Genomic DNA, 20,460 nt, shown 5'->3' with positions numbered 1-20,460 from the left:
GGGGAGGCGAGTCGCCCCGGGGCCGACCCGTCTACGGTCGAGGGGTGATCGCGCGAGAGAGCCTGGAACGCCACCAGGTCTGGTGCTACCTGGCCGGCGCGGGGGCCGGACTCGCTGTGGGCTCGGTCGCGCCCGGGGCCGGCGAGCGCGCAGAACCCCTCGTCTGGCCGGTGATCGCGCTCCTGCTCTTCGCCACCTTCACGCAGATCCCAGCGACCGCGCTGGCGTCGGCCTTCCGCGACCGACGCTTCCTGGTGACGTCGCTGATCGCCAACTTCGTCGTGATGCCGCCGATCGTGGGGGGTCTCGTCTCGCTGACACCCGATGACCCCGCGCTCCGACTCGGCCTGCTCCTCGTGCTGCTCGCGCCGTGCACCGACTGGTTCATCAGCTTCACACAGCTCGGCGGGGGTGATGCCTCACGCGCGACCGCGTCGTCCCCGGTACTGCTGATCGCGCAGCTCCTGTTGCTGCCGCTCTACCTCGCCGCCTTCACCGGTGGCGACACCACCGCCGTGTTCACCCTGAGCGATCTCTGGCCGGCGCTGCTCGTCATCGGTCTTCCTCTCCTCCTGGCTCTCGCGATCGCCCGGCCGCTCGAGTCGACGTCTCGGGGTCGTAGGGTGCGGGATCGATGCGGCTGGTGGCCCGTGCCGCTGCTCACGGTGGTGATCACGCTGGTGGCGATGGCACACGCCGAGTCGGCGCTCGGAGCCGTCGGGGTCTTCCCGATCGTGCTGGCCGTCGCCGTGGGCTATCTGATCGTGGCGCTCCTGGTCGCGGTCGTCACCGCCCGCGTCGCCCGGCTCCCGGTGAACGAGGGGCGAACCCTCGTGTTCACACTCGCTACCCGCAATTCCTTCCTCGTGCTGCCGTTCGCCCTGGCTTTGCCCGTGGGCTGGGAGACCGCGGCGATCGTCGTCGTCATGCAGTCGATCATCGAGCTGTTCGCGATGATCTTCTACATCTGGTTCGTCCCGGCCAAAGTGCTGCGCAGTTGACCCTCACCCGCCTCCGACGGTTTCCTCGCGGTTCAGTCCTCGGCGGGGCCGAAGGTCCAGGTCATGGTGATATCGGGGCCTGGAGCATCGCTGGCGGCGGCGAGCTCGCCGTCAAGGCTCGTGAACAGGACCCGGATCCACTGGAGCGGCTGGTACTCGAGCAACGGATCACCGAGCGGCTCCCACTCCTCGTCGCCCAGTGTCCACAGCTCGGCGGCGGTGGACTGGGGACCGAGGTCCACCCGCGCATCGCTCGCACGGAATCCGGCGAGGAACCAGTCGTCACCGTTCCGGGCGACATCCATCACCTGTCCCGATCCCGAGAAGGGCGTCGGCTCGACGACCTGCTTGACACCGTCGGCGCCGATGGTGCGGATGCCGTAGATCGCCTCATCCTCGCCACCGCTCTGGGTGAGCAGGACGACGCCGTCCTCACCATCGCGGAGCTCGCTGACAGTCTCTCCTGCGGGGATCTCGCCGATCGCCTGCCACTGCAACCCGTCATCCTCGGCGTACCAGATCGTGTGCCCGTCGTCGCGATCGCCGGTGGTGGTGACGAACCCTTCGCCGGTCGAGGCGATCGAGAAGGGGGTCTCGCCCTCGGGCCCTGCCGCTTCCTCCCATTCGCAGGCCGACAGCGCGCAGCGGTGGAGTGTGATGGTGCCCAGCTGGGAGGTGGTGACGAGGGCCGTGTCGGTATCGCCGAGGCGCGCCACGGCGGCGTCGGCGGTCATGATCGCGCTCGGTCCCTCGGCCGGGCTGATCTCATTGCTGCGCAGGCTCACCGGCAGCGTCGCCGCGGCCCCGCCATCGAGCCGCTCACCGGAGGTGAGATCGGACCCCGTCCAGGTCAGCGGGCTCTCGGTCGTCTCCTTGTCGTCCTGATCGACGCTCTTGGACTCGAAGGCAACGGCGATCCACGGGGCCCCCTCGCCGCCCGGCAGCGAGGCGACCGCGGCCGGATCGGCGGTCGCGGGAGCGGCCAGAGCCGTGTCGAGACGGGTACCACGCACACGTTCGATGTTCGGTCGCGGCGAGTCCACCGCCAGAGTCTCGCCATCCCAGGACAGTCGCACGGGGGTCGTCCCGTCGCTCCACCATTCGGGGTGGGCATAACCGGGGACCTCGTGCGGACTCACCGATGTCAGCGTCGCGACGAACTCGGGCTCGTCATCGTCACCAGTTCGCTCGACCCACCACCAGGTCAATCCCGCCACGAGAACCGCGATGACAGCCACCGCGATCCCCAACAGCCATCGCCGCTTCACCATCCGGACCCCCGTTGCACGCCTCTCACGAGTGTAGGAGAGATCACGACGCTCCAGCGTCATCGCCTAGCCGCACGACGCGACGAATCACGTCGACGAGGGCACGAGTCAAGGTGCGATCAGCATCGAGGCGTGGGTCATAGGACGCGATGCTGAGCGAACCGAGAGGCAGCCGCGAGATCGTCTCGACGAACAGCCCGAGCAGTTCCTCGACCTGGAGTCCACCGGGCACCGCGTAGTCATTCGCCGGGGCGATCCCGGAATCGAGCACATCGGCGTCGACATGCAGGTGGACGCTGGTGACGCCCGATGCCACGAGTCCACCGAGGATGTTGTCCCGCTTCCGCTCGTTCGCGACCTCGGCCACCGCGAGACGAGCCATTCCCGAGGCCGCTAATGCGGCCTCCTCCTCGGGGTCGACGGCACGCGCTCCAACCAGCGCCACGTGCGAGTCCGGAAGCGGCCGAAGACCGGTCTCCCGGACCAGCCCTTCCCAGGCACGCCCGGTGAGCATCGCGAGGCCCTGACAGTCCAGGGAGCCGAAGCGGTCCGTCTCCGGCGTGTGGAAGTCGGCGTGCGCATCGCACCAGACGAAGGCCGGCGATGCCCCGTTCCGCTGCGCGCCCGTAACAATGCCGAGCGAGGAATTGCAGTCTCCGGACAACAGGATCGGAAGACGACCCTCGGATAGCGCATCAGCGGTCGCATCGGCGATCTCGCGCTGAACGGCGAAACCGCGACTCAGCTCGCTGGGCAGGGCATCGCGGGCCTCGATCTGGATACTCCGAGTATCGACACCATCGGCGGCGAGCACCTCCAGCAGACCGGTCGCGAGGATCTGCTGCGGTCCGGTGCCCATTCGCCAATCGCGGCGGCCCGCATCGAAGGAGGACACCAGCACAGTGACCGCGTCGCACCCCATGACGCCCCCTTTCCTCGGTTGCGCACCACTGTGCCATCACGGTTCGAGGGAGGCAGGGGAAAGAGGGGATACGTTTCACGCGAGAAGGAGGTCCGGGGAGAGCCGGTGACGGGATCCGTGCCCAGCGCGCTTCGCGCGGACGAGGGGCCCAACTCGATTCCCGCCACCGGGGGAGCAGCCCGCTGCGCGGGTGGAGCCGGTGACGGGATCCCTATCCAGCGCGCTGCGCGCGGACGAGGGGCCCGACTCGATTTCCGCCACCGGGAAGAGCCGGCTTCGCCGGGAGAGCCGGTGACGGGAATCGAAAGCGTGTATCCACGCCTCAAATCACGGGGCGAGCCTGGAATCGCAGGGCGCTGTACGCCGCTACTGGCCTCTGACGGTATGCACTGAAGCCAAGAATCGGGTACATGTACACATCGAACTGTCACACCCTCCCCCACACTAGACCCATGCACGACCTCACCCGCGCCGTCCTCACCCACGAGTCCCGTGTCCACCCCGCGACTCCACTGGGTGCTCGTGAGGCCGCGATCCGTGAGCAGCTCGAGATCTCCCCGGTGCGGTACCACCAGTTCCTCAACCGCGCCCTCGACGACCCCGAGGCCGAGCGCGAGTTCCCGATGCTGGTCCGTCGCCTGCGCCGGCTGCGGGATGGACGTCTGCGCCGTCGCTCGGCGTGAACTTCAAGCTTTGACCCGATTTGACCTTCGCTTGAAGCTCACCGTCGCCTGACGTCGCTCGCGTCCACCCACACGCCGGAGATCTGTAGCCGAGGGTCGCTGACGGCGACGTGGACGTGCTGCCCGTGCCAGCGGTCGGCCTCGCCGTCGAGCCAGGTCTCTCCGTCGCGCTCGAAGATGACGCGGACCCGGACGGGGATGGTGTCGCGACGGGTGGGGATGCCGATGGCGTGCTTCTTGCCGTCGGCGTCGACCAGCGGCCAGGACTCGTTGAGCACCTTCTGGTACTGGGAGGTGTCGGGTGGGCCGAGCTCGGGGTAGGGGCCGGGCATCAGTCCACGCGCCGTATCGAGATCATGCGCCAGCCCTCGGGAACCTGTGCGTCGAGGCTGTCCACTGCTGCCTGGTAGTCCTCGCCCTCGGCCGTGATCTCGCCCGTCTCCAGTCCCGCGTGGCTGGGGGCGTGGGGCTCGGGAGTCTGCTGGGTGATGGCGACGAGGGTGACGGGCATAAATTCACCCTATCGAACATCTGTTCGCGTCCTCTCTAGCGCCTCAGCTGCCGCACGGTGCCGCGCCCTCTGCTCTGCGGTGGTCATGGCCGGGCTGTCTAGGGATGCCGCCGGTGCCATGCCGGGATCGAGTGATGCCACTATCAGTTCGAGTTCTTCGATCTCCATGCCGGTGAACGTAACGGGTCTCCACCGGTCACGGCTAGCGCCTCCGGAGACATGTTTTTCACCCGGGAAGTTCCGCCACGACTGATTCATCCTCATGTGCCGATAACGCACGAAAGCGCCCCCGCCAACCTCCGAGTGGAGGCTGACGGGGGCGTGGTCGCTGGGTGTATGGGCCGCCTGGCACGGCCCCGCGAGCATCGGGGGTGATGGGAGCGCGGGGCCGCGCTAGGACGGTAGAGCCATCCGCATGGTCATGTCGAGTGGTTCGTCCGTTCTGCGAGACGCAGGTCACATGATCGACCTACCGTGGAGAGAACCGGCCGACGACGACCGGGTCTTCTGATGATTCGCCGCCCCTGGGGGTACCTGAATCGGCCCCCAGGGGACGGGGTCGATTAGGTGGTCGATTGGGTGGGGTGGCGCACTAGCATCGAGACGTGAGCTTCAAACTGACCGGGAAAGAACGCGGCTTGCTCGCAGTGGCTGCGTTCTTCATCGGCTTCGGGATGCAGTATTGGGTCGAGCCGGAGAAGCTCTGGGGCGCGTGGATGTGGGGCGGGGCGGTCGTTGCCGGGGCACTGATCGCACCCGTGCTCATCGAGGCGACCCTCAGGGAGCTGGCGAAGCTAAGGCGAGACCCGCGCCGCTGGTTTCGCGACATCATCGAGTGAAGTCCCCGTGCCGGAGGCCCGGGCCAGGGACAGGCCCACGAGCGCGGCGAGCGGGTACATGACGAAAGGGTAGACCAGGGGGTTATCGGTGACTGCGGCCAGGGCGACTGCCAGCAGGCCCATCGTCGCCGACCAATGGATCGGTTCGTTTGTCGCCCGGGCAAGCTGAAAAGTCCGGAGCATGAGCGTGAAGTAGCCGGCGACGAAGAGCGCGAGCCCGATCAGTCCGAAGTCATGCAGCAGCCGAAGGTAGTCGTTGTGCGGGTGAGAGATGGCTCGGAAAAGCGGCGTGATGAGGTCTTGGGAGCTGCCCGGCCCTAGCCCGAACCACAAGTTCCGGCGGGCGTCGTCAATGGTGATCTCCCACAGGATGGTGCGGCCTGAGGTATTCAGGGTGAGCCCTCCGTACTGGACGGCATTGTCACCGCCCAGGAAGCGGTCCCGGAAGGGGGCGTACTGAGTGATGAGCACCAGTCCGGCGGCGGCCCCAAGGGCCGTGAAAGCGATCCCGCGAACGAGGCGACCGCGGGCGGCCCGCAGTGCGATAAACGTCATGAGGGCGAGGCCGATCGCGGCAGCAGTTCGCGAGAGGCTGGCCACGAGCGCCAAGAAGACGAGGTACGGAGCCAGCCTGGCGAAGAACCCCTCTGGGCGGTGTGGGATGAGAACGGCCAAGTACAGCAGTGCCACGAGGGCGAAGGATCGCTCGCCATAAATCGGTTCACCGAACTGCAATGTGATGAGAAAGGCGAGGCTGGCGATCACTGCCGCCCGCCGCGCCCACTTCAGCATGAAGTCGGCGCTGGATCGAGACGACTGCGCAGCGGTGACGGCTATCCCTGCGACAAAGGTGACTAGGACGGCGACGTTCTGGTAACCATCGACGGTAGCCCCTGACACCGACCGGGCGACCGCGTAGAGCGCAAAGCCGACCAGCGTCCAAGGCACCCACGCTGGGCTGTCTGGGCTTGTGACAAGGGGCTCGACCCTGGTGCCCAGTCTTGCCCGAGCTTGGCCGTCCCTGGCGTGGCGGCGAGCGAGGATCGGGATGCCAGCGAGCGCGATTATGAGCCCAGCCGAAGCGAGAGTGATGACTCCCGAGAGGCTGAGTGGTCCTGCGGGGACTCGCTGGGGCATCTCGATGAGGAGCAAGAGGGCCACGCCGATCACGGCCAATGGGGGCCGTCTGGCTCGCAGCTGATCTGGCATTGTCACGCTGGCAGGATACGACTCCGGCCTGGAGGCGTCGACCAATACTGGGGATCAGAGTCCAACGAGACGAGAGTCGAAGGTAGAGAAGCCACCGTAGGAGTCGACATCCGACACGATGACGTCGAACGGTCCGCCACCGACCACGGGGACGGGGCGGACCAGCCGACGCGACCCTGGGGGCCGGAGTGCCACGGCGACAGCAGCCACCTTCTCAACTTGCCACACTCCGCTGGCCTCGCGGCTGCGGTACTTGACTGCCCCTCGGGAGGGCACGGGATAGGCGAGACCGCCGATGTATGTGGGCGTCGACGGGTTCAGGGCCGCACCGCTCGGGCCGAGGTCGGCGACTTGCCACCCGGTGCCATGGATGGACGCCGCGCCGCCGATGGTCCACTCGTTGCCCTGGGCGTCGATGCCGGTCGATCCGGACGTCGCACCGTCGAGCCACTGTGTCGCGTCTCGGAAGTCGGGAGAGGCGACGAGGGTGCCCCCGACGCGAATCTCGACCTTGCTCACGATCCCCTGGGCGGCGTCGGTTCCGCCGCCGATCTCGATGGGCGCGGTTCCCGCGAACAGGGACGACGCGGCACCAGTTCGGTCGACACCTACCTGCGTCCACGTCTCGCCGTCCAGCGTCTCGTAGAAGCGGACCAAGTGTCCCGATCCCGTCGAGGGATCGCACTCGACCCGGTACCCGATGGCGTCGGGGTTGGGGACGACTGATGAATCGACCGTGACGTTGGGGGTCGTTGCGCCCGTGGGGTACCAGATGAACCTCAGTGCCCCGGAGGCGATGGTGCGGAACTGCCAAGCGGCCTGATTCCCCGCCGTCACGTACTTGCGGATGAACCCCTTGGACACGGCAGGGGTGTTGACGTCGATCCAGATACGCAGGTCAAGCGGCGACCCGTCGAACGCCGGGATGTTGGGCGTCGCCACGGACGCGGTCCCGCCGGTGATGTGCAGGCCGGGGTCGTCCGAGTCTGCGCGCACGACCTCCCGGTACACGGCGCTGCTGGCGAACGTCGAGCCGGTGTTCCCGGCTGCGCACAGGATGGCGGGCTGGCCACCCGAGCGGACGGCGAAGGTCCGCAACTCCTTGCCCTCTCCGGCCGTGTGAGCCAGATCGAAGTCCTCGAAGGCCAGAGGAAGTCCTGCTCCGGTGCGAACGTTCGCGCTGATGCTCTTCCCGGGGCTGTGGACGTCGCCGGTTTCGAGGTCGATGGACCCATAGTGGACGTTGTTGAGGCCGTTGCTGGGGTTGTCGGTCAGGGCGAGGCGCACGCCGTCGGTCTCGCTGTGGACTGACGTGATGTAGGGCTGGCGGCCCACGGTCGAGTTCAGCAGCGAGTAGATGGTCCCCCAGGAGACCCCGGTGTCCGTGATGGTCAGCCGCGCGATGTACCAGTCGTAGGGGCTGGCGTTCTGCCAGCGGCGTCCCATGATGAACAGTCGCGTCGGGTCGGTCGGGTCGGGGTGGAGTTGGGCGTATGAGGCGGACCCCCCGATGTTGTGGGTGACTCGGGGGCCGAGGGTGGCGAGGTCACCGGACTCGTCGGTGGCCCAGACGTGCATCTGGTTGGAGTTGGTCTCGCCTCGGCTGGCGAGGGCGAGCACCAACTTGCCGGAGGGCAACTGCTGGATCGCAGGCACGTTGTGGTCGTCGGTGGGGGCGTCCCCGATGACCACGCGCTGTGCTCGTCGAAGCAGGTGGTCGAAGACCACAACGCCCACGTCGCTTCGGCCGTCACCTCGATCCGCTCCGATGAACCCGACCAGTGTGCGGGGCGACGGGGTGGTCACGTAGATGGCCTGCGGATAGATCCACTGGTACTCGCCGATGGCGTCCGCCGCCTCCGATCCGACCTCGCCTATCTGGGCAGTAAGCGCCACCCCCGTCGCCGACTCCGGATCATTGATCCTTCCGGCGATGAACTCATCAGAATCCACCATCGCCGCCTCTGCTGCCGCAGCGCTGTCAGCCGCACCATCGGCCGCAGCCTGCGCCTCGGCCACCAGCGCCGACCACTGATCCGGGATCGAGATGAGCTGACCCTGCACACCCTCGGCAGGGATCAGCGTGTCAAGGTCGACAGGACCCGACCCCTCGGGGAGGACGAAGGGGCCGATCTTCACCGGCGCGCCAGCCTGCTTGCCGCCACGCAGGATACGGATCGTGGCCGTGTATGAGTGGGTGTGCCGCTCGCCGCCATCGACGTCGATCGGGGAACGGCTCTTGAGGTCGAGCCAGCCCGCCACGTTCGTCGCAGGCAGCGTCCACGTCACCTCGCCACCAGCCGTCGACCGATCAGCCGAGGCACCGAGATTCGGGAACTGCATCCCCGTACCCTGCCACGTCAGACCACGCGACGCCTGGAAAGTCACGTCCAGCTCGAGCTGATCCGCCGACTCCAGGACCAGCGCACCACCAGCCGACACCTGCACGGTCGGCACATATGAAGGAAACGGCATCAGATACGTCCTCTCACCATGTCGACCAGCCGGCCGACCCCGTACACCGACCCCGCCACGGTCGCCGCCGTCGCCCATCCGAGGAGGGTGACAGCGACGACCGAGCGGATCGAGATGATGTCGCGCATGCCGGTCAGTCCTCGCGTCGGTGTTCGCCGGGCTCGGACTCGAAATATCCGGCCGAGGCGCTGACGGCCTGGTTGGGAACGGCCCAGGTGCCGACCGCCGTGGCGATGACGGCGATGACGGTCAGCACGTGGCCGACCTCGGTATCGGGGCCGTAGACCGTGAGCAGTGCGGTGGCGATCGAGCCGACCAGGGCGACAATGGCCTTGGCGTTCTCGGTGATGGTGTTCATCGGTTCGTTCCCTTCCGGATATCGGTGATGACGCGCTGGGCGCCGGCGTCGGACATGTGGAACTCCCCGCAGCCCAGCACGGTGCGGATGTTGGACAGCTCGTCGCGGTTCGCCAGGACGACCGCGCCGCCGTGGGCGACGTACACGCCGTGCGGGTAGGCCGGGCAGCGCAGCACGACTGGCGCGGAATCCTTGGTCTTGGACCGGCGGGCGTCCTTGATCAGCTCGTCGAGCGTCTTCGCGGTCAGCCACACGGTGGGCGTCTGACCCTCGGTCGCGGACCGCTGATTGTCGTTCTCCAGCGCCCAGAACGCGCCGCCGACGGCGACGATGGGCTTGTATCCGGTGGCGCAGTAGAGGACAGCAGGCATGAGGTCATCTCCTCGATCTCGGGTGGTGGATGGCGGGATAGCTGGTGTCGCGGGACTCCCTGCCCAGGCGATGCCCTGCTGCCAGGTACGGAGGCGCTGCGGGCCCGGGCCGTCGTCACGGCCACCGCGCCCACCGCTGCCGAGGCCGTTGAATCCGGCCGCGAGCGCGGTGACCTGGTAGCGGGCGGGCGCGTTGTGGGGGCAGCCGTTGAGCACCAGGTGGATGTGGGCGGTGTCGAATCCCTGCGCGGTCGTGCGGACCCACGCGGCAGCGCCCATCTCGCGGGCCACCCGCACCCATTCGCGATTGGTGGACAGCAGATCAGCCGCGCCGCCCTGCGAGTGCGTGCCGGCCGATGCCGCCGCGCCGCCAGTGAGCTGGGTGATTCGCAGGGCCGAGACGCTGACCCCGAGACGCTTGGCGAACGCGGGGAGCCACTGGGCCAGGCACGTGCAGCATCTGCGCGGACCCCAGACGGTCTGGAAAGTCGTGTAGGACACGGTGCCTCCTCGGGCATGACGAGAAGCCCGGTGGTGATACCGGGCGGAAAGAAGGGGGTGGGTGCTACTCGGGGATCGGCTCGGGGTCCGGCTCGACCGGCCCGCACGAGACCGTCGCCGTGGTGCCGTCGGAGTACGTGATCGTCAGCTCGATCGGGGTCAGCGACGTGCAGGCGATCGCCGCGATACCGCGACCATCGGTGCCACGCTCACCAGTGGTGCCACGCTCTCCGGGAGGGCCGGCCGGGCCCGACGCTCCGGGTGGTCCAGCGGGACCAGTGATGCCAGGAGGGCCGACGATCGACTCACCGGGCGGGCCGATGATGGATTCGCCGTCCTCGCCATCGCGCCCCGGGCGGCCGGGCTCACCCTGCGCTCCGGGCTCACCGTCGGCCCCCGGGCGACCAGGGACCGGCGCATACCGCAGCTCCGGCGAGCGGGGACGTGCTGCGTCGACCACTGGCTCCTCGCCGAGTCCACGGACCTGCTCGGCCAGTGCCTCGGACGCCTCACGCTGCTCGGCCAGCTCCGCATACAGCTCGGCACGATCAGCACGCGACTGCTCCTGCGCGGCGATCAGCTGCCCGAGCAGGATGATGACGACAGCACCGATCGCTATGGCGGCCACGAGCCCCGCCAGCTTGAGCCAGCGCCTCATGCGCCACCACCGCTGATCACGGGGACGACGAGCCCCAGCACTCCGAGCAGGATCGTGACACCCAGTCCGATGGCACCGATGGCGATCTGTCGTGACACCTGCGCCTTGCGCTCCAGCGCGGCGAAGGCCTCGTGTCGGGACTGGCGCTCCTCGCGGTCGGCCTGCATTCGTTCGACACGCTCCTCGGCCAGCGCTTTGGTCAGGTCGCGTAGGTCATCGGTGACGGTCGTCAGGAGCGTGTCCCGCGACCGGAGCATCTCCGAGACCATCGCCTGATTCGGCAAGTCCTTGAGGAGCTGCTCGATGCGGTCCAAGCGGCGGGAGACCTCCGAGGTAGAGGGCGGCTCGGTCATGCGCGCCTCACTTCGCTGTCCAGGACGCCGAGCTGGCGGGCGTCGTCTTGACATACAGGGTCGTGCCCGCTGCGCCGTCGGTGCGCAGGAACATCGACCCGGGCGGGGCGAAGAATCTGCCATTGGGGTCGCCGGTGCCGGTGAGGACCTGCGGGGCACCGGTGATGCCGGCTGTCGCTCCAGACCCGCCGCGGAACTCGACCAGCCCGCCGAATCCGCTGACCTGGATGCGGTCGACGCGGTGGCCGGCGTTGTAGAACGGCAGGGAGACCGCGGCATTGGCGGCGGGGCCAGCGCCGACCACGTTGGTGATGGTGACGAGCATGTCGGTGGCGGCGTTGACCCGGATCAGGTGTCCGGCGCCGATGGGGGTGGAGGCGCGCACGTCGCGGATGACGATGTTCGCGTTCGAGGTGGCTTGCCCGGTGACGCGGATGAGCCCGTCCGAGCTGCCTTCTGGCGGTGTCGTGGTCGTGAACGTGCTGTAGGCGGTGATCCCGTCGAGCACGATGACGCCGTTGGTGTACATGATGATGCCGCCATAGGGGGCGTCGCGGATGGTGAAGTCGCGGACGAACACGTCCTCGTAGCCGTACAGTTTCATCGAGCAGCCCCGGTTGCCATCGGTGCCGACATCGGCCGGGCCGATGACCTCACAGGACCGGATCGTGACGTTCCGGGCAGACCAGTGCGACGCTGCGCAGGCGAACCCGCACGCACACCCGATGGCCTTGCACGCATCGATAGTGATGTCGTAGGCCGGCGGGCACGTCGTGTGTCCCTTGACCTGGAAGCCGTTCTGCCAGCCCCGGGCGACGCAGTCACGGACGGTGACCCGCCAGGAGCCGTCGTCGACCTCAAACCCGTTCTGCACCCCACCCGAGGCGGTGTTGACGTTAGCGAGGGTGGCGACGCACCGCTCGATGACGATGTCGTGGGAGTAGTGCGTGGTGAAACCGTCGTCGACGGCCGAGTCGATGGCGATGCAGTCACGGATGACCACATCACGCGACGGGCACGACGCGTAGAAAGTCGGCGACTCCTGCTCGGGCGTGGGCAGGAAGGACGCGTCGACGGCGAACCCGTGCAGCGGCGCGCGGACGACCTTCACGCGTTCGATGACCGTGTCGGCGACTCCGGCCAGGTAGACCCCGGACGCATTCCCTGACCATTCACCACCGGTCGGACGGGAGTCATAGCTCCCGAGGATCGTCAGGTCCGCGACCCGCAGCGTCGTATCCACGTCACTGTCGGGCCGAGCCGACCTCGTGTTCTTGGCGTTGGTGACCACGTTGAGCCGTCGGGGCATCGAATCGGCCGCGACGATCACCGACACGTCGATGCCGCAGCCCCGCAGCGTCGTGTAGGACCCGACACGCAGCTCGTCGCTGACCAGGTATATCCCGGCCGGCAGGTACACGTCACCGCCTGCGTCGAGGGCCGCCTGGATCGCGGCCGTGTCATCGGCGAGCCCGTCGCCGCGCGCGCCGTAGTCGAGCACGTTGCGGGTCGTGGTCCGGCGCGCATCCCAGCCAGCCAGCGCGGCCGGCGTCGAGCTCCCGTCAGCGACATACGCGGCCACCCCAGCATCGGTGCCGCCGGGTGCCGCGGGGAGCTGGAACGGGCCGAGCACGTCCCCGCCGCGGGTCCTGTAGTACAGCTGGTCGGCCTCGACGCCGACCTCGGTCATCTGCGCACGCATCGAGGACGCCACGTCATCACCCCAGGCGTCGACGTCCCCGAAATTCACTGGGATGTCGTACTGGTCGGTGATGGTCTGCCAGGCGATCGCCACGTCAGTCCTCCTCGCTGTCCATGCCGAGTCGTGCCTCGATCGCTGCCAGTCGGTCCCGCAGGACCGCGTTCTCGGCCTCGAGGTCGACGATTCGCTGCTCCTGCTGCATCGCGAGGGCGTGCAGGCCGACGGTCATCCGGTCATAGGCCAGGCCATCGATCTGCCCCTCGGCGTCATGGACGACGAGCTCGGGGGTGCCGGCGTCGGCGATCTCCTCGGCGATGTAGCCGATGTGGTGCGCCGCATTGTCGCCGACCGCGTCGACGTCAGCCTTGTCGCGCCAGGTGCGCGGCCGCCACCGTTTCACCGCGTCGGGGTCGATCGCCAGGTCCGCGATGTCGCGCTTGTACCGGCGCGAGGAGGAGATGTAGGCGACGGTCCATTTGCCGCCGACCGTCCCCAGGTGCAGGTTCGCGGCCGACGAGGTGGTGGGCAGCTCGTAGAGGGACAGCTGGGGTGTCGATAGCCGCACTTCCTGGCCGCGCAGAGAGGTCAGCGCCGAGGAGTCATTGCCGATGACATTCCGCTCGGCGACCGACGTGAACGCGAAGGTTTCGTCGGCCATTCGAGCGAACCACATTTTCGCCTCCCCCTCCGGGGAGCGCAGCAGCAGACCCATGTCGTAGAGGTCCTCAGGTGTCAGGCGCCCGAAGACCATCGCGGCCTGACCGTTGGGGTAGCGCGCGCGGATCGCGGACCCATCGCGGGCTTCAAGGCTGCCTTGCCCGGAGACGATGATGGCGCCGCTGTCGGTCACGCGGATGCCGCCGCCATCGGCGATGCTGAGCCCGCCGCCGTCGACGATGATGATGTTGCCGCCCTGGTCGACGGTCAGGTCACCACGGCTGATCGCGGTCGCACCGAGTGCTCTGGTGGTGGACCGCAGCTCGGCGACCTCGCGCTGGAGCCTGTCGAGGATGGGCTTGATGCGCTTCCACGGGTCCTCAGAATCCATCGGCCGCATCAGCGTTCCCCTTCCTCGTCCCAGAAAACCGGGGTGACGTGCGTGATGGTCCGGCCCTGCACGGTGGCCCTCCATCCGGCGAGACGCGCCGGCGCGGGCGTCCCGTCCGGGTTGCGCCACTCGGCCGGGTCGATCAGGAAATCCTCATCGGACACCGATCCCTCACCGACGCCGAACGCACCGGCACCGAAACGGCCGATCCCGAAGCCTTGCCGGAAGCGGCGGATGTTCGACCGCCACCACGGCCCCAGGTCCATGTAGACGGTGTCTCCGGCGTCGAAGTCCCGGCCCACCCGCGGGGCGTGATCGGCCGCGGCGACGATCTCCAGCTCCCACGACCGGGTGCCGTAGCGGCGACGGGCGGCTTCGCCGGCAGCGATCACATCGAGGACGGCCTCGTCATCGACACTGGACGCCGCGTGCCGCACGTCGCGGCGGGGGACGCCGGCATCCATGGCTTCGTCGTCGACGACCGGCTGCGACATGGGCCGGCTGTCGCCAGATCCGTCACCGGTAGCGATCACGTGGGTGCCGAACTCGGACCAGTCCCTGGGGCGGGTGCGCGAGGACAGGTCGCCGTTCTCGATGACCGTGGTGGCCATGTCGTGGCCGACCTGGGGACCGATCTCGATCGTCTTACGAAAGCGGGTGTGATCGTCGTCGGCCCACGTCACCCTGACCAGGTACTCGGGGCCGCCCTCGGCGCTGGTGAGGTCGTCGGCCGCGGAGGCGATGGTGCGGTCCTCGGTCCAGTAGTAGTCCTGATCGAGCAGCAGGCCACAGTCGGTGACATCGAGCTCAAACCTCCACCCGCCTATCTCGCGGCTGGCGAGCACGTCGGAGCAGAGGGTCGCCAGGATCTGCGAGGCGTCGACCTGGGTGAAGTCGTGGTCGCGGCAGATGAGCAGCTCCAGAGCCGATTCGAGGCTCTTGAGCGCGAACGGCACCTCCGGCTCGCCAGGGATCACCCGCTCGACCAAGTACCCCAGTAGTGGTGTCTCGACGCCGTCGGGGGCGGTGTCGACGGGCACCAGATACTGGCGTCGGCCATCGACCAGACTCGACCAGTTCGGCGGCAGTGTCGGGTCCTTGATGTCGAGCGACGCGGTGGTCGACGTCGCAGCCGAGATCGTGCGCTCCATCGACCCGACCGACAGGGGCAGCACGTCGATGACCTGGTCGGACTGCAGGTCGGCCAGATACCAGGTCAGGCTCATGACGGGTACGTGAGCCCGTCGAGATTGATCCACGCCGAGTTGTAGGAGGTGATCTTGCCGTTAATGGTGATCACCCGCGAGGTGGACATCGACGCGGACAGCGCGCCGGCGTTGCCATTGCGCAGCAGGCCTTCCCACGCGCGTGTCGGCGTCGGGATGCCATTCAGGGTCGCCGTCTGGTCCGCGCTGATCGATCCGGTGAGCGCCTGGATACGACCCGACAGGGTCGTCAGTCCGCCGACGGTCTGCCAGCCGAGATCGACCGCGTTCCACCACTGCGCCGCGACCGTGAAGACACCGGACTCGACCGCCGCATACGTGCGCCACCGACTCCCAGACCACGAGCACAGCTGATCGGCGGCCTCCACATACACGGTCAACCCCGGGTACGGAGACGGCAGAGCGTCACGCATCGCGGTCGTCGCGACCGGCAGCACCCCACCAGCGGCAACCGTCCGGACACCCGAGACGGTCAGCGACACCGCCCCCGAAGCGGGGACCTCAGCAGCCGCGATCTCCAGCGACAGCGGCGGCAGCGCCGGACGCACCGGCGTGGACGACGGCTGCCCCTCGACGCGCTCGATCACCAGCTCGCGGCGCCCGCTCGTGCCCGGCTCGTCATAGACGCGCGCAACAGTCAGGTCGATACGCCGCTGACCGCTACCCGGCCGATCCCCGAGCGAGATCGTCTTGAGCGCCGGCAACGCGAACAGGTACGGTCCGCTCGCCGAGTACGCGGGATCGTAGATGACTCCCGCGCCCGGCTGCACCGTGACCGTCGTGCCCGACACGGACGCACCCAGACCCGCCCCGGGCCGCTTACCCGACCGGGCCGAGAACCCAGTGGAGCCCGCGGGCGCCAGCAGCGCGGAGAACATCAGCCGCTCGTCACTCGCGGAGTACTCGATCTGGTTGAGCCGCATCACCGGACCATCAGTCATCAGTCGTCTCCTCGCATCAGATCCACGCGTCCCTCGTCGTCGCCATCAGTCGTGTCCGCTCATCCGTCCCCGCTGCCGTGAACGCGTACTCCCCGCCACCGGGCGGCAGACTCATCCAGGTGCCGGACCATTGCGGCCTCCGGGACGCCTGCGCGTTGCCTGAGGCGAGAACCCGGCGGGTAGCGGCGTCGACGGTGATCCACTCGCCGGCCTCCAGCGACAGCGCAAGCCGCCACCGGCCGCCCGTGCGCGTGTCGGTGACCACCGGGTCGGAGGCGGGGCCGTCCAGGCGCCACAGAATCGGGGTCGGCTCGGACCCCTCGTTGGTCAGCCGCAGGACACCGGTCGTGACGACCGCGTCCCACGTCGCCGGCCACGACGCCGGCCACACCAGCCCGCCCGTCGTCGACGGCGCGCCCGTGATGACCTGACGGATCGCATCGGAGTAGATCAGCGGGTCATCGGCGCGCAGCGACACACTTGTCGCCGCGACCGCACGCCCCGGGCCGGGCGTCGCTTCCTTCCACGGCACCTGACCGTCGAGCCGCATCATCGACCACCGGCCAGCCGAGAACCCCGGCTCGAAGCCGATCACGCGGAAGCCACGCAGGCTCAGCGCCGCGCGCCACCGGTCGTGAGCACGGTGCAGCTCCTCGTGCGACGGCGCATGGACATGCACCTCGAACTGCTGGACGCGGGGGCCGTAGTGCTCGGTCGCGGACCAGGCTCCGTCACCGACGGTCCGATCACCGGACACATCACGTGGCGACGGCTTCGGCTGCCACAGATCCGAGCCCTCTTGGAGTGACCACTCAACCCCGTACTCGTCGGTCGCGCCGAGAGTGATGCCGGAATCGCCGAGGACGACCGTGGTCATATGCCAGCCCCCATTGCCGCCGTGCGGGTGTGGTACTCCATCAGTCGGGTCAGCTCACGCGCCTCACGATCCGGGTCGGCCTGCCGGGTCACGTTGAGGTTCACTGTCTGCTCCAGCACGCCACGCTGGTTCGCCCACAGCGGCTCCCACCGACCACCCGTCGACGCCTGCAAGAACCTGGGGTCGGACGTCATCTGCCCGTACACGTCGGCGACCTGACCCAGTTGATTGGACATGGCGTTGAGGCGCTTGAGCCGGGCGGTGTCTTGCGTGAGCTGTTTCGCGGTGCGGATGCTCGACTTCGACGGGCCGAACGCGATCAACTGCTCCAACAGCCACGGCGACGCGCCCTTCCGCTTCAGCTCGGCGAGCACCTGCGTGAACTGCGCGGACTCTTGGAGCTTCTGCGCGAGGGCACGCTCCAGAGATGCCGGAGACGACCACGAACTGTCGAAATCAGACGCGAAATCCCGCGCACGATCCCGCGCCATATTCCACGAATCGGCCGTATGTCCGCCGCGGATGCCACGGTTCGCCGCGGTAGTCGCCGCCAGCTCCGCCTTCGCGTCCCGCAGCTCCTGCTGCGCCAGTGTCCTGTCCAGGCCCGTCAGCCGGTCATCACCGGTCGCACGCAGGTCGCGCTCCAGGTCCCGGACGCGGATACGCAGGCGGGTCAACTCGGCCGGCGACACCGCATCGGTGATACCACCATTCGCGTACCAGGTGACGTCGCCACCAAGGCGCGCCGCGGCCTCCCCGAGCACCGCCCGGTTCCGGCTCTGCATGCCCGGCTTCCCGGACACGTAGGCCTCCCAACCCGTCTCGGCCTCGCCCCACACGACCGCGCCCTGGCTACCGGACCGCATCTGCGGCTGACGGGGCACATGACGTCCGCGCTCGTCGATACCGCCACCCGCGAACGCACGGACGCCGCCGTCGTAAAAGCCACCGATGGCGTTGGCGTTTGCGGCTGACACGCGGGCAGCGACGTCGAGCGCCAGGCTGACCGGCCCCATCATCGCCAGGCCCCGCATCATGTTCGTGATCTGCGACAGGGTGGCGAGAACTCCAGGGGCGGAGAGGGAGACCGAGGGGCGAGCCTGCAGGCCGCCCAGGTACGCCAGCCGGTCGATCGCCGCCTGCGCCGGATCAGTCACGGGGCGCGGGTTGAACGTCGCGGTGGGCTCGACCTCGGTGCCGTCCAACAGCAGCGTGGACTCGATCGCCTCCTCGAGGGTCTGGGTTGCGCCATCGCGGATCTCGAGGGTTGGCGTCGAGTTCATCCCATCGAGGAACGACAGGCCATCGAGGAGAGCGTTGACGGTGTCCACGCCAGCGTTGTCACCGACGATCCGCGCGGTCGCAACGGCCTCGGTTTGGTTGAGCTGCCACAGATAGTCGAGCATCCGCTCGATGTCGTCGGTCTCGAAGCCGACCTGCTCCATGAACGTGCGGACCTCGCGCTCGTCGAGGAGGTCGTACTTCTGCAGCAACTCCGCGGCACGGTCGAACGCCTCGTCGGCGCCCGGAAACCCGAACTCGGTGTAGATGTGGTCCGGGATGGTCAGGACCGACGAGGCGTATTCGCCGACCTTCTCGGTGCCCTCGATGAAAGCGGCGTTCGCTCGCGCGATTTCCTCCTCGCTGGCATCGGCAAGCTGGCCGAGGCGTAGAGCACCCTCAGGGCCGGCCTCGCGCAGCGACTTGATGAGGCCCTCATCGAGACCGCGCCGAGCCGCCTCGATGGCATTGGACTCAAATTCGACCAGCGCCTTGGTCTGGTCCTCCATGCTCTTGATCCAGCTGCTGAGGGACACCTCACTGTCGTTCAGTGCCTCACCGAGCCCGAAGAACGAGGACGCTGTGCTGTTGACCTCCTCGGCGAGCTTTGCGTACTCCTCGCCAGACATGCCAAACCGCTCAGCTGCCCGCTCGCTCGCCGAGCCGAGACGATCGGCCGACTCGGTGGCCCCATCCATGGCCTCGCCGGTCTGCTTCCAGAGCTCGGTGGCCTGCGTGGCGGCATCGTTCTGCCGGCCGACGATATCGAGCAGCTCGGTCATCTGGAAGAAGTCGATATCGCCAGCGGCCTCGGCTGCCATCAGCGCTTCAGCGAACCGCTTGAAAGCTGCCTCGCCGCCGGTGGCCGCGTCGGTCATGTCCGAGATCGACATGCCCACATCGCCGGCCATGTCGTAGACCCCGGCGGCCGCCAGAGCGCTGGCGACCATCTCCCGCGAGTTATCCGTCAGCGCGCCGGTCTGTTCGTCCAGGGTCGCCGTGAGTGCCTCGGCCTCAGCAACGGCGGCGCCGTTGGCCCCCGCGAACGACGACACCAGGCCAATCGCGCCACCGATCGCAGCACCCCACGGCCCACCAACGGCGAAGCCCATCGCGGCCATCCCGGCCGCCGAGGTCAGGCCGCCGAGGGTCTCGTTGACCTCTCCGGCCGGCCCCGAGAGGGCCATCAGGCCCATGCCCGCGGCTGCCGCACTGCCCCGGACCAGCAGCATCCGCTTGCTAAGCAGGTCCGTACCCTCGGCCATCCGGTTGATCGACCGGAGAGTGTCCATCACCTTGGGCGCCAGCGTGAGGAACGCCCCGCCGGCGAGCAGCGCGGTGCCAGTGATTCCCGTGAGCGCTGCCGCACTGGCCTTCACTGGCTCGGGGAGCCCCTGGAAGCCACGCATGAGATCGGCGACCCCGTTCGCCAGGTCGACGAGGATACCGCCGCCCTCAGCGGACACGAACGGCTCGGCGAGCTCGGCCGACAGGTCACGCCAGGCAGCTTTCACCCGGTCGAGAGCTCCGTCGAAGCTGTCCTTCACGTTCGCCGCAGCTCCGCCGAAACGATCCGTCATGCCGGCGGCCAGCGCGTCCAGAGCCTCGTTGGCGTCTAGGGTGCCGGCGGTAATCGAGTCGCGGATCTCCTGGCCGGTCATGCCCATCTGGGAGCCGATCAGCGTGGCCGCGTCAACGCCGCGCTGACCGAACTGCATCAGGTCGGTGGCCGTAATCTTCCCGGCTGCGCCGACCTGAGCCATGATGTAAGTCAGCTCGGCGATGTCCTGGTTGCCGCCGCCAGCAGCGGCCACCGCGTCCTGGACCGCCTCGAGATAGGGGATGACCTTCTGGGTCTCGATGCCGAAGGCGAGCATCTGCTGCTGCGCGGTCAAGAAGGTCTGGCGCGAGAAGGGCGAGTTTCGGGCGAACGCGTCGAACTGCTCCATCTGAGCATTGACCGCTGCCGTGGAGCCGAGCATCGTCGTCAAGCCAGCGCGGACCCGCTGTTGGAGGGTGTTGTACTGGATGCCGGTCTTGAGCGCCGCGGCACCAATGGCCGTGATCGCGCCACCCACCGCCAGCATCGGCTTGCCGACCTGCGACCACTGCTCGCGCATCTGCTGGGCCGAACGCGCGCCCTTCTTGCCTGCCTCGTCCGTCGCCTTGCCAGCGCCCTCGGCGCTCCCCTTGACCTTCTCGGTGGCGGATGCCGCCTCGCCCATCGCAGCCTTGT

At 68.2% G+C, this 20,460-nt stretch carries 20 protein-coding genes; 3 read left to right on the top strand and 17 right to left on the bottom strand.

Annotated features, from left to right (window positions below; all coding sequences use genetic code 11):
• The first annotated feature begins 44 nt into the window (after positions 1 to 44).
• Positions 45 to 1,001 carry a bile acid:sodium symporter gene (locus FNM00_RS00730; RefSeq protein WP_143911102.1) on the top strand — a complete coding sequence of 319 codons (957 nt, stop codon included), beginning with the start codon at positions 45 to 47 and terminating at the stop codon, positions 999 to 1,001.
• Positions 1,002 to 1,033: 32 nt separating this feature from the next.
• Here FNM00_RS00730 and FNM00_RS00725 read toward each other — a convergent pair whose 3' ends face one another.
• On the bottom strand, positions 1,034 to 2,272 hold the full coding sequence (locus FNM00_RS00725; RefSeq protein ID WP_143911101.1) for a hypothetical protein: 1,239 nt from the start codon (positions 2,270 to 2,272) through the stop codon (positions 1,034 to 1,036).
• 40 nt (positions 2,273 to 2,312) lie between these two features.
• Positions 2,313 to 3,191 (bottom strand): arginase family protein, encoded by an 879-nt coding sequence (locus FNM00_RS00720; protein WP_143911100.1) that lies wholly within the window; start codon positions 3,189 to 3,191, stop codon positions 2,313 to 2,315.
• A 452-nt stretch (positions 3,192 to 3,643) separates the two neighbouring features.
• On the opposite strand from FNM00_RS00720, the gene FNM00_RS00715 reads away from it, so the two are divergent.
• Positions 3,644 to 3,874, top strand: coding sequence for a DUF3263 domain-containing protein (locus tag FNM00_RS00715; RefSeq protein WP_143911099.1), 231 nt, complete (start codon positions 3,644 to 3,646; stop codon positions 3,872 to 3,874).
• Positions 3,875 to 3,912: 38 nt separating this feature from the next.
• Here the strand turns inward: FNM00_RS00715 and FNM00_RS00710 are convergent, their stop codons facing one another.
• Complete coding sequence (locus tag FNM00_RS00710; protein WP_143911098.1) at positions 3,913 to 4,206, bottom strand: hypothetical protein; 294 nt, start codon at positions 4,204 to 4,206, stop codon at positions 3,913 to 3,915.
• The gene (locus tag FNM00_RS00705) at positions 4,206 to 4,385 is read right to left on the bottom strand and encodes a hypothetical protein (protein ID WP_143911097.1); all 180 of its coding nucleotides are present in this window, start codon (positions 4,383 to 4,385) and stop codon (positions 4,206 to 4,208) included. Before FNM00_RS00705 ends, FNM00_RS00710 begins: the two co-directional genes overlap by 1 nt.
• Positions 4,386 to 4,990: 605 nt before the next feature.
• On the opposite strand from FNM00_RS00705, the gene FNM00_RS00700 reads away from it, so the two are divergent.
• Positions 4,991 to 5,224 (top strand): hypothetical protein, encoded by a 234-nt coding sequence (locus FNM00_RS00700; protein WP_143911096.1) that lies wholly within the window; start codon positions 4,991 to 4,993, stop codon positions 5,222 to 5,224.
• Here FNM00_RS00700 and FNM00_RS00695 read toward each other — a convergent pair.
• From FNM00_RS00695 to FNM00_RS00640, 13 genes are all read right to left on the bottom strand, one after another.
• Positions 5,180 to 6,172, bottom strand: coding sequence for an O-antigen ligase family protein (locus tag FNM00_RS00695; RefSeq protein WP_185972906.1), 993 nt, complete (start codon positions 6,170 to 6,172; stop codon positions 5,180 to 5,182). The genes FNM00_RS00700 and FNM00_RS00695 overlap by 45 nt on opposite strands.
• Positions 6,173 to 6,487: 315 nt before the next feature.
• Positions 6,488 to 8,908, bottom strand: a complete 2,421-nt coding sequence (locus FNM00_RS00690) for a hypothetical protein (protein ID WP_143911094.1) — start codon at positions 8,906 to 8,908, stop codon at positions 6,488 to 6,490.
• A complete protein-coding gene (locus tag FNM00_RS19370; RefSeq protein ID WP_281281064.1) occupies positions 8,908 to 9,036 on the bottom strand; it encodes a hypothetical protein in 129 nt (42 codons plus the stop codon). Before FNM00_RS19370 ends, FNM00_RS00690 begins: the two co-directional genes overlap by 1 nt.
• A gap of 5 nt (positions 9,037 to 9,041) precedes the next feature.
• Positions 9,042 to 9,266 (bottom strand): hypothetical protein, encoded by a 225-nt coding sequence (locus FNM00_RS00685; protein WP_143911093.1) that lies wholly within the window; start codon positions 9,264 to 9,266, stop codon positions 9,042 to 9,044.
• Entirely contained in the window at positions 9,263 to 10,138 is an 876-nt protein-coding gene (locus FNM00_RS00680) for a hypothetical protein (protein ID WP_143911092.1), read from the bottom strand. Before FNM00_RS00680 ends, FNM00_RS00685 begins: the two co-directional genes overlap by 4 nt.
• Positions 10,139 to 10,202: 64 nt before the next feature.
• Positions 10,203 to 10,796, bottom strand: coding sequence for a hypothetical protein (locus FNM00_RS18695; RefSeq protein ID WP_185972905.1), 594 nt, complete (start codon positions 10,794 to 10,796; stop codon positions 10,203 to 10,205).
• Positions 10,793 to 11,149 (bottom strand): hypothetical protein, encoded by a 357-nt coding sequence (locus tag FNM00_RS00670; RefSeq protein WP_143911091.1) that lies wholly within the window; start codon positions 11,147 to 11,149, stop codon positions 10,793 to 10,795. Before FNM00_RS00670 ends, FNM00_RS18695 begins: the two co-directional genes overlap by 4 nt.
• Before the next feature lie 7 nt (positions 11,150 to 11,156).
• Positions 11,157 to 12,944 (bottom strand): glycosyl hydrolase family 28-related protein, encoded by a 1,788-nt coding sequence (locus tag FNM00_RS00665; protein WP_143911090.1) that lies wholly within the window; start codon positions 12,942 to 12,944, stop codon positions 11,157 to 11,159.
• A gap of 1 nt (position 12,945) precedes the next feature.
• The gene (locus tag FNM00_RS00660) at positions 12,946 to 13,899 is read right to left on the bottom strand and encodes a tail fiber domain-containing protein (RefSeq protein ID WP_143911089.1); all 954 of its coding nucleotides are present in this window, start codon (positions 13,897 to 13,899) and stop codon (positions 12,946 to 12,948) included.
• A gap of 8 nt (positions 13,900 to 13,907) precedes the next feature.
• Entirely contained in the window at positions 13,908 to 15,125 is a 1,218-nt protein-coding gene (locus FNM00_RS00655) for a hypothetical protein (RefSeq protein ID WP_143911088.1), read from the bottom strand.
• A complete protein-coding gene (locus FNM00_RS00650; RefSeq protein WP_143911087.1) occupies positions 15,122 to 16,066 on the bottom strand; it encodes a hypothetical protein in 945 nt (314 codons plus the stop codon). Before FNM00_RS00650 ends, FNM00_RS00655 begins: the two co-directional genes overlap by 4 nt.
• 16 nt (positions 16,067 to 16,082) lie before the next feature.
• The gene (locus FNM00_RS00645; protein WP_143911086.1) at positions 16,083 to 16,943 is read right to left on the bottom strand and encodes a phage distal tail protein; all 861 of its coding nucleotides are present in this window, start codon (positions 16,941 to 16,943) and stop codon (positions 16,083 to 16,085) included.
• A complete protein-coding gene (locus FNM00_RS00640; protein ID WP_281281069.1) occupies positions 16,940 to 20,311 on the bottom strand; it encodes a tape measure protein in 3,372 nt (1,123 codons plus the stop codon). Before FNM00_RS00640 ends, FNM00_RS00645 begins: the two co-directional genes overlap by 4 nt.
• Positions 20,312 to 20,460: the final 149 nt, after the last annotated feature.

The sequence above is a fragment of the Aeromicrobium piscarium genome, from assembly GCF_007421815.1.
Taxonomy (GTDB): domain Bacteria; phylum Actinomycetota; class Actinomycetes; order Propionibacteriales; family Nocardioidaceae; genus Aeromicrobium; species Aeromicrobium piscarium.
Note: the sequence above shows the minus strand (reverse complement) of the source record. Positions and strands in the feature narration are given on the sequence as shown.

Coding starts and splice junctions, on each gene's coding strand:
- FNM00_RS00725 (WP_143911101.1), bottom strand. CDS start 2,272: ATGGTGAAGCGGCGATGGCTGTTGGGGATCGCGGTGGCTGTCATCGCG.
- FNM00_RS00720 (WP_143911100.1), bottom strand. CDS start 3,191: ATGGGGTGCGACGCGGTCACTGTGCTGGTGTCCTCCTTCGATGCGGGC.
- FNM00_RS00715 (WP_143911099.1), top strand. CDS start 3,644: ATGCACGACCTCACCCGCGCCGTCCTCACCCACGAGTCCCGTGTCCAC.
- FNM00_RS00710 (WP_143911098.1), bottom strand. CDS start 4,206: ATGCCCGGCCCCTACCCCGAGCTCGGCCCACCCGACACCTCCCAGTAC.
- FNM00_RS00705 (WP_143911097.1), bottom strand. CDS start 4,385: ATGCCCGTCACCCTCGTCGCCATCACCCAGCAGACTCCCGAGCCCCAC.
- FNM00_RS00690 (WP_143911094.1), bottom strand. CDS start 8,908: ATGCCGTTTCCTTCATATGTGCCGACCGTGCAGGTGTCGGCTGGTGGT.
- FNM00_RS19370 (WP_281281064.1), bottom strand. CDS start 9,036: ATGCGCGACATCATCTCGATCCGCTCGGTCGTCGCTGTCACCCTCCTC.
- FNM00_RS00685 (WP_143911093.1), bottom strand. CDS start 9,266: ATGAACACCATCACCGAGAACGCCAAGGCCATTGTCGCCCTGGTCGGC.
- FNM00_RS18695 (WP_185972905.1), bottom strand. CDS start 10,796: ATGAGGCGCTGGCTCAAGCTGGCGGGGCTCGTGGCCGCCATAGCGATC.
- FNM00_RS00670 (WP_143911091.1), bottom strand. CDS start 11,149: ATGACCGAGCCGCCCTCTACCTCGGAGGTCTCCCGCCGCTTGGACCGC.
- FNM00_RS00660 (WP_143911089.1), bottom strand. CDS start 13,899: ATGGATTCTGAGGACCCGTGGAAGCGCATCAAGCCCATCCTCGACAGG.
- FNM00_RS00655 (WP_143911088.1), bottom strand. CDS start 15,125: ATGAGCCTGACCTGGTATCTGGCCGACCTGCAGTCCGACCAGGTCATC.
- FNM00_RS00650 (WP_143911087.1), bottom strand. CDS start 16,066: ATGACTGATGGTCCGGTGATGCGGCTCAACCAGATCGAGTACTCCGCG.
- FNM00_RS00645 (WP_143911086.1), bottom strand. CDS start 16,943: ATGACCACGGTCGTCCTCGGCGATTCCGGCATCACTCTCGGCGCGACC.
- FNM00_RS00640 (WP_281281069.1), bottom strand. CDS start 20,311: ATGCTGGCGGTGGGTGGCGCGATCACGGCCATTGGTGCCGCGGCGCTC.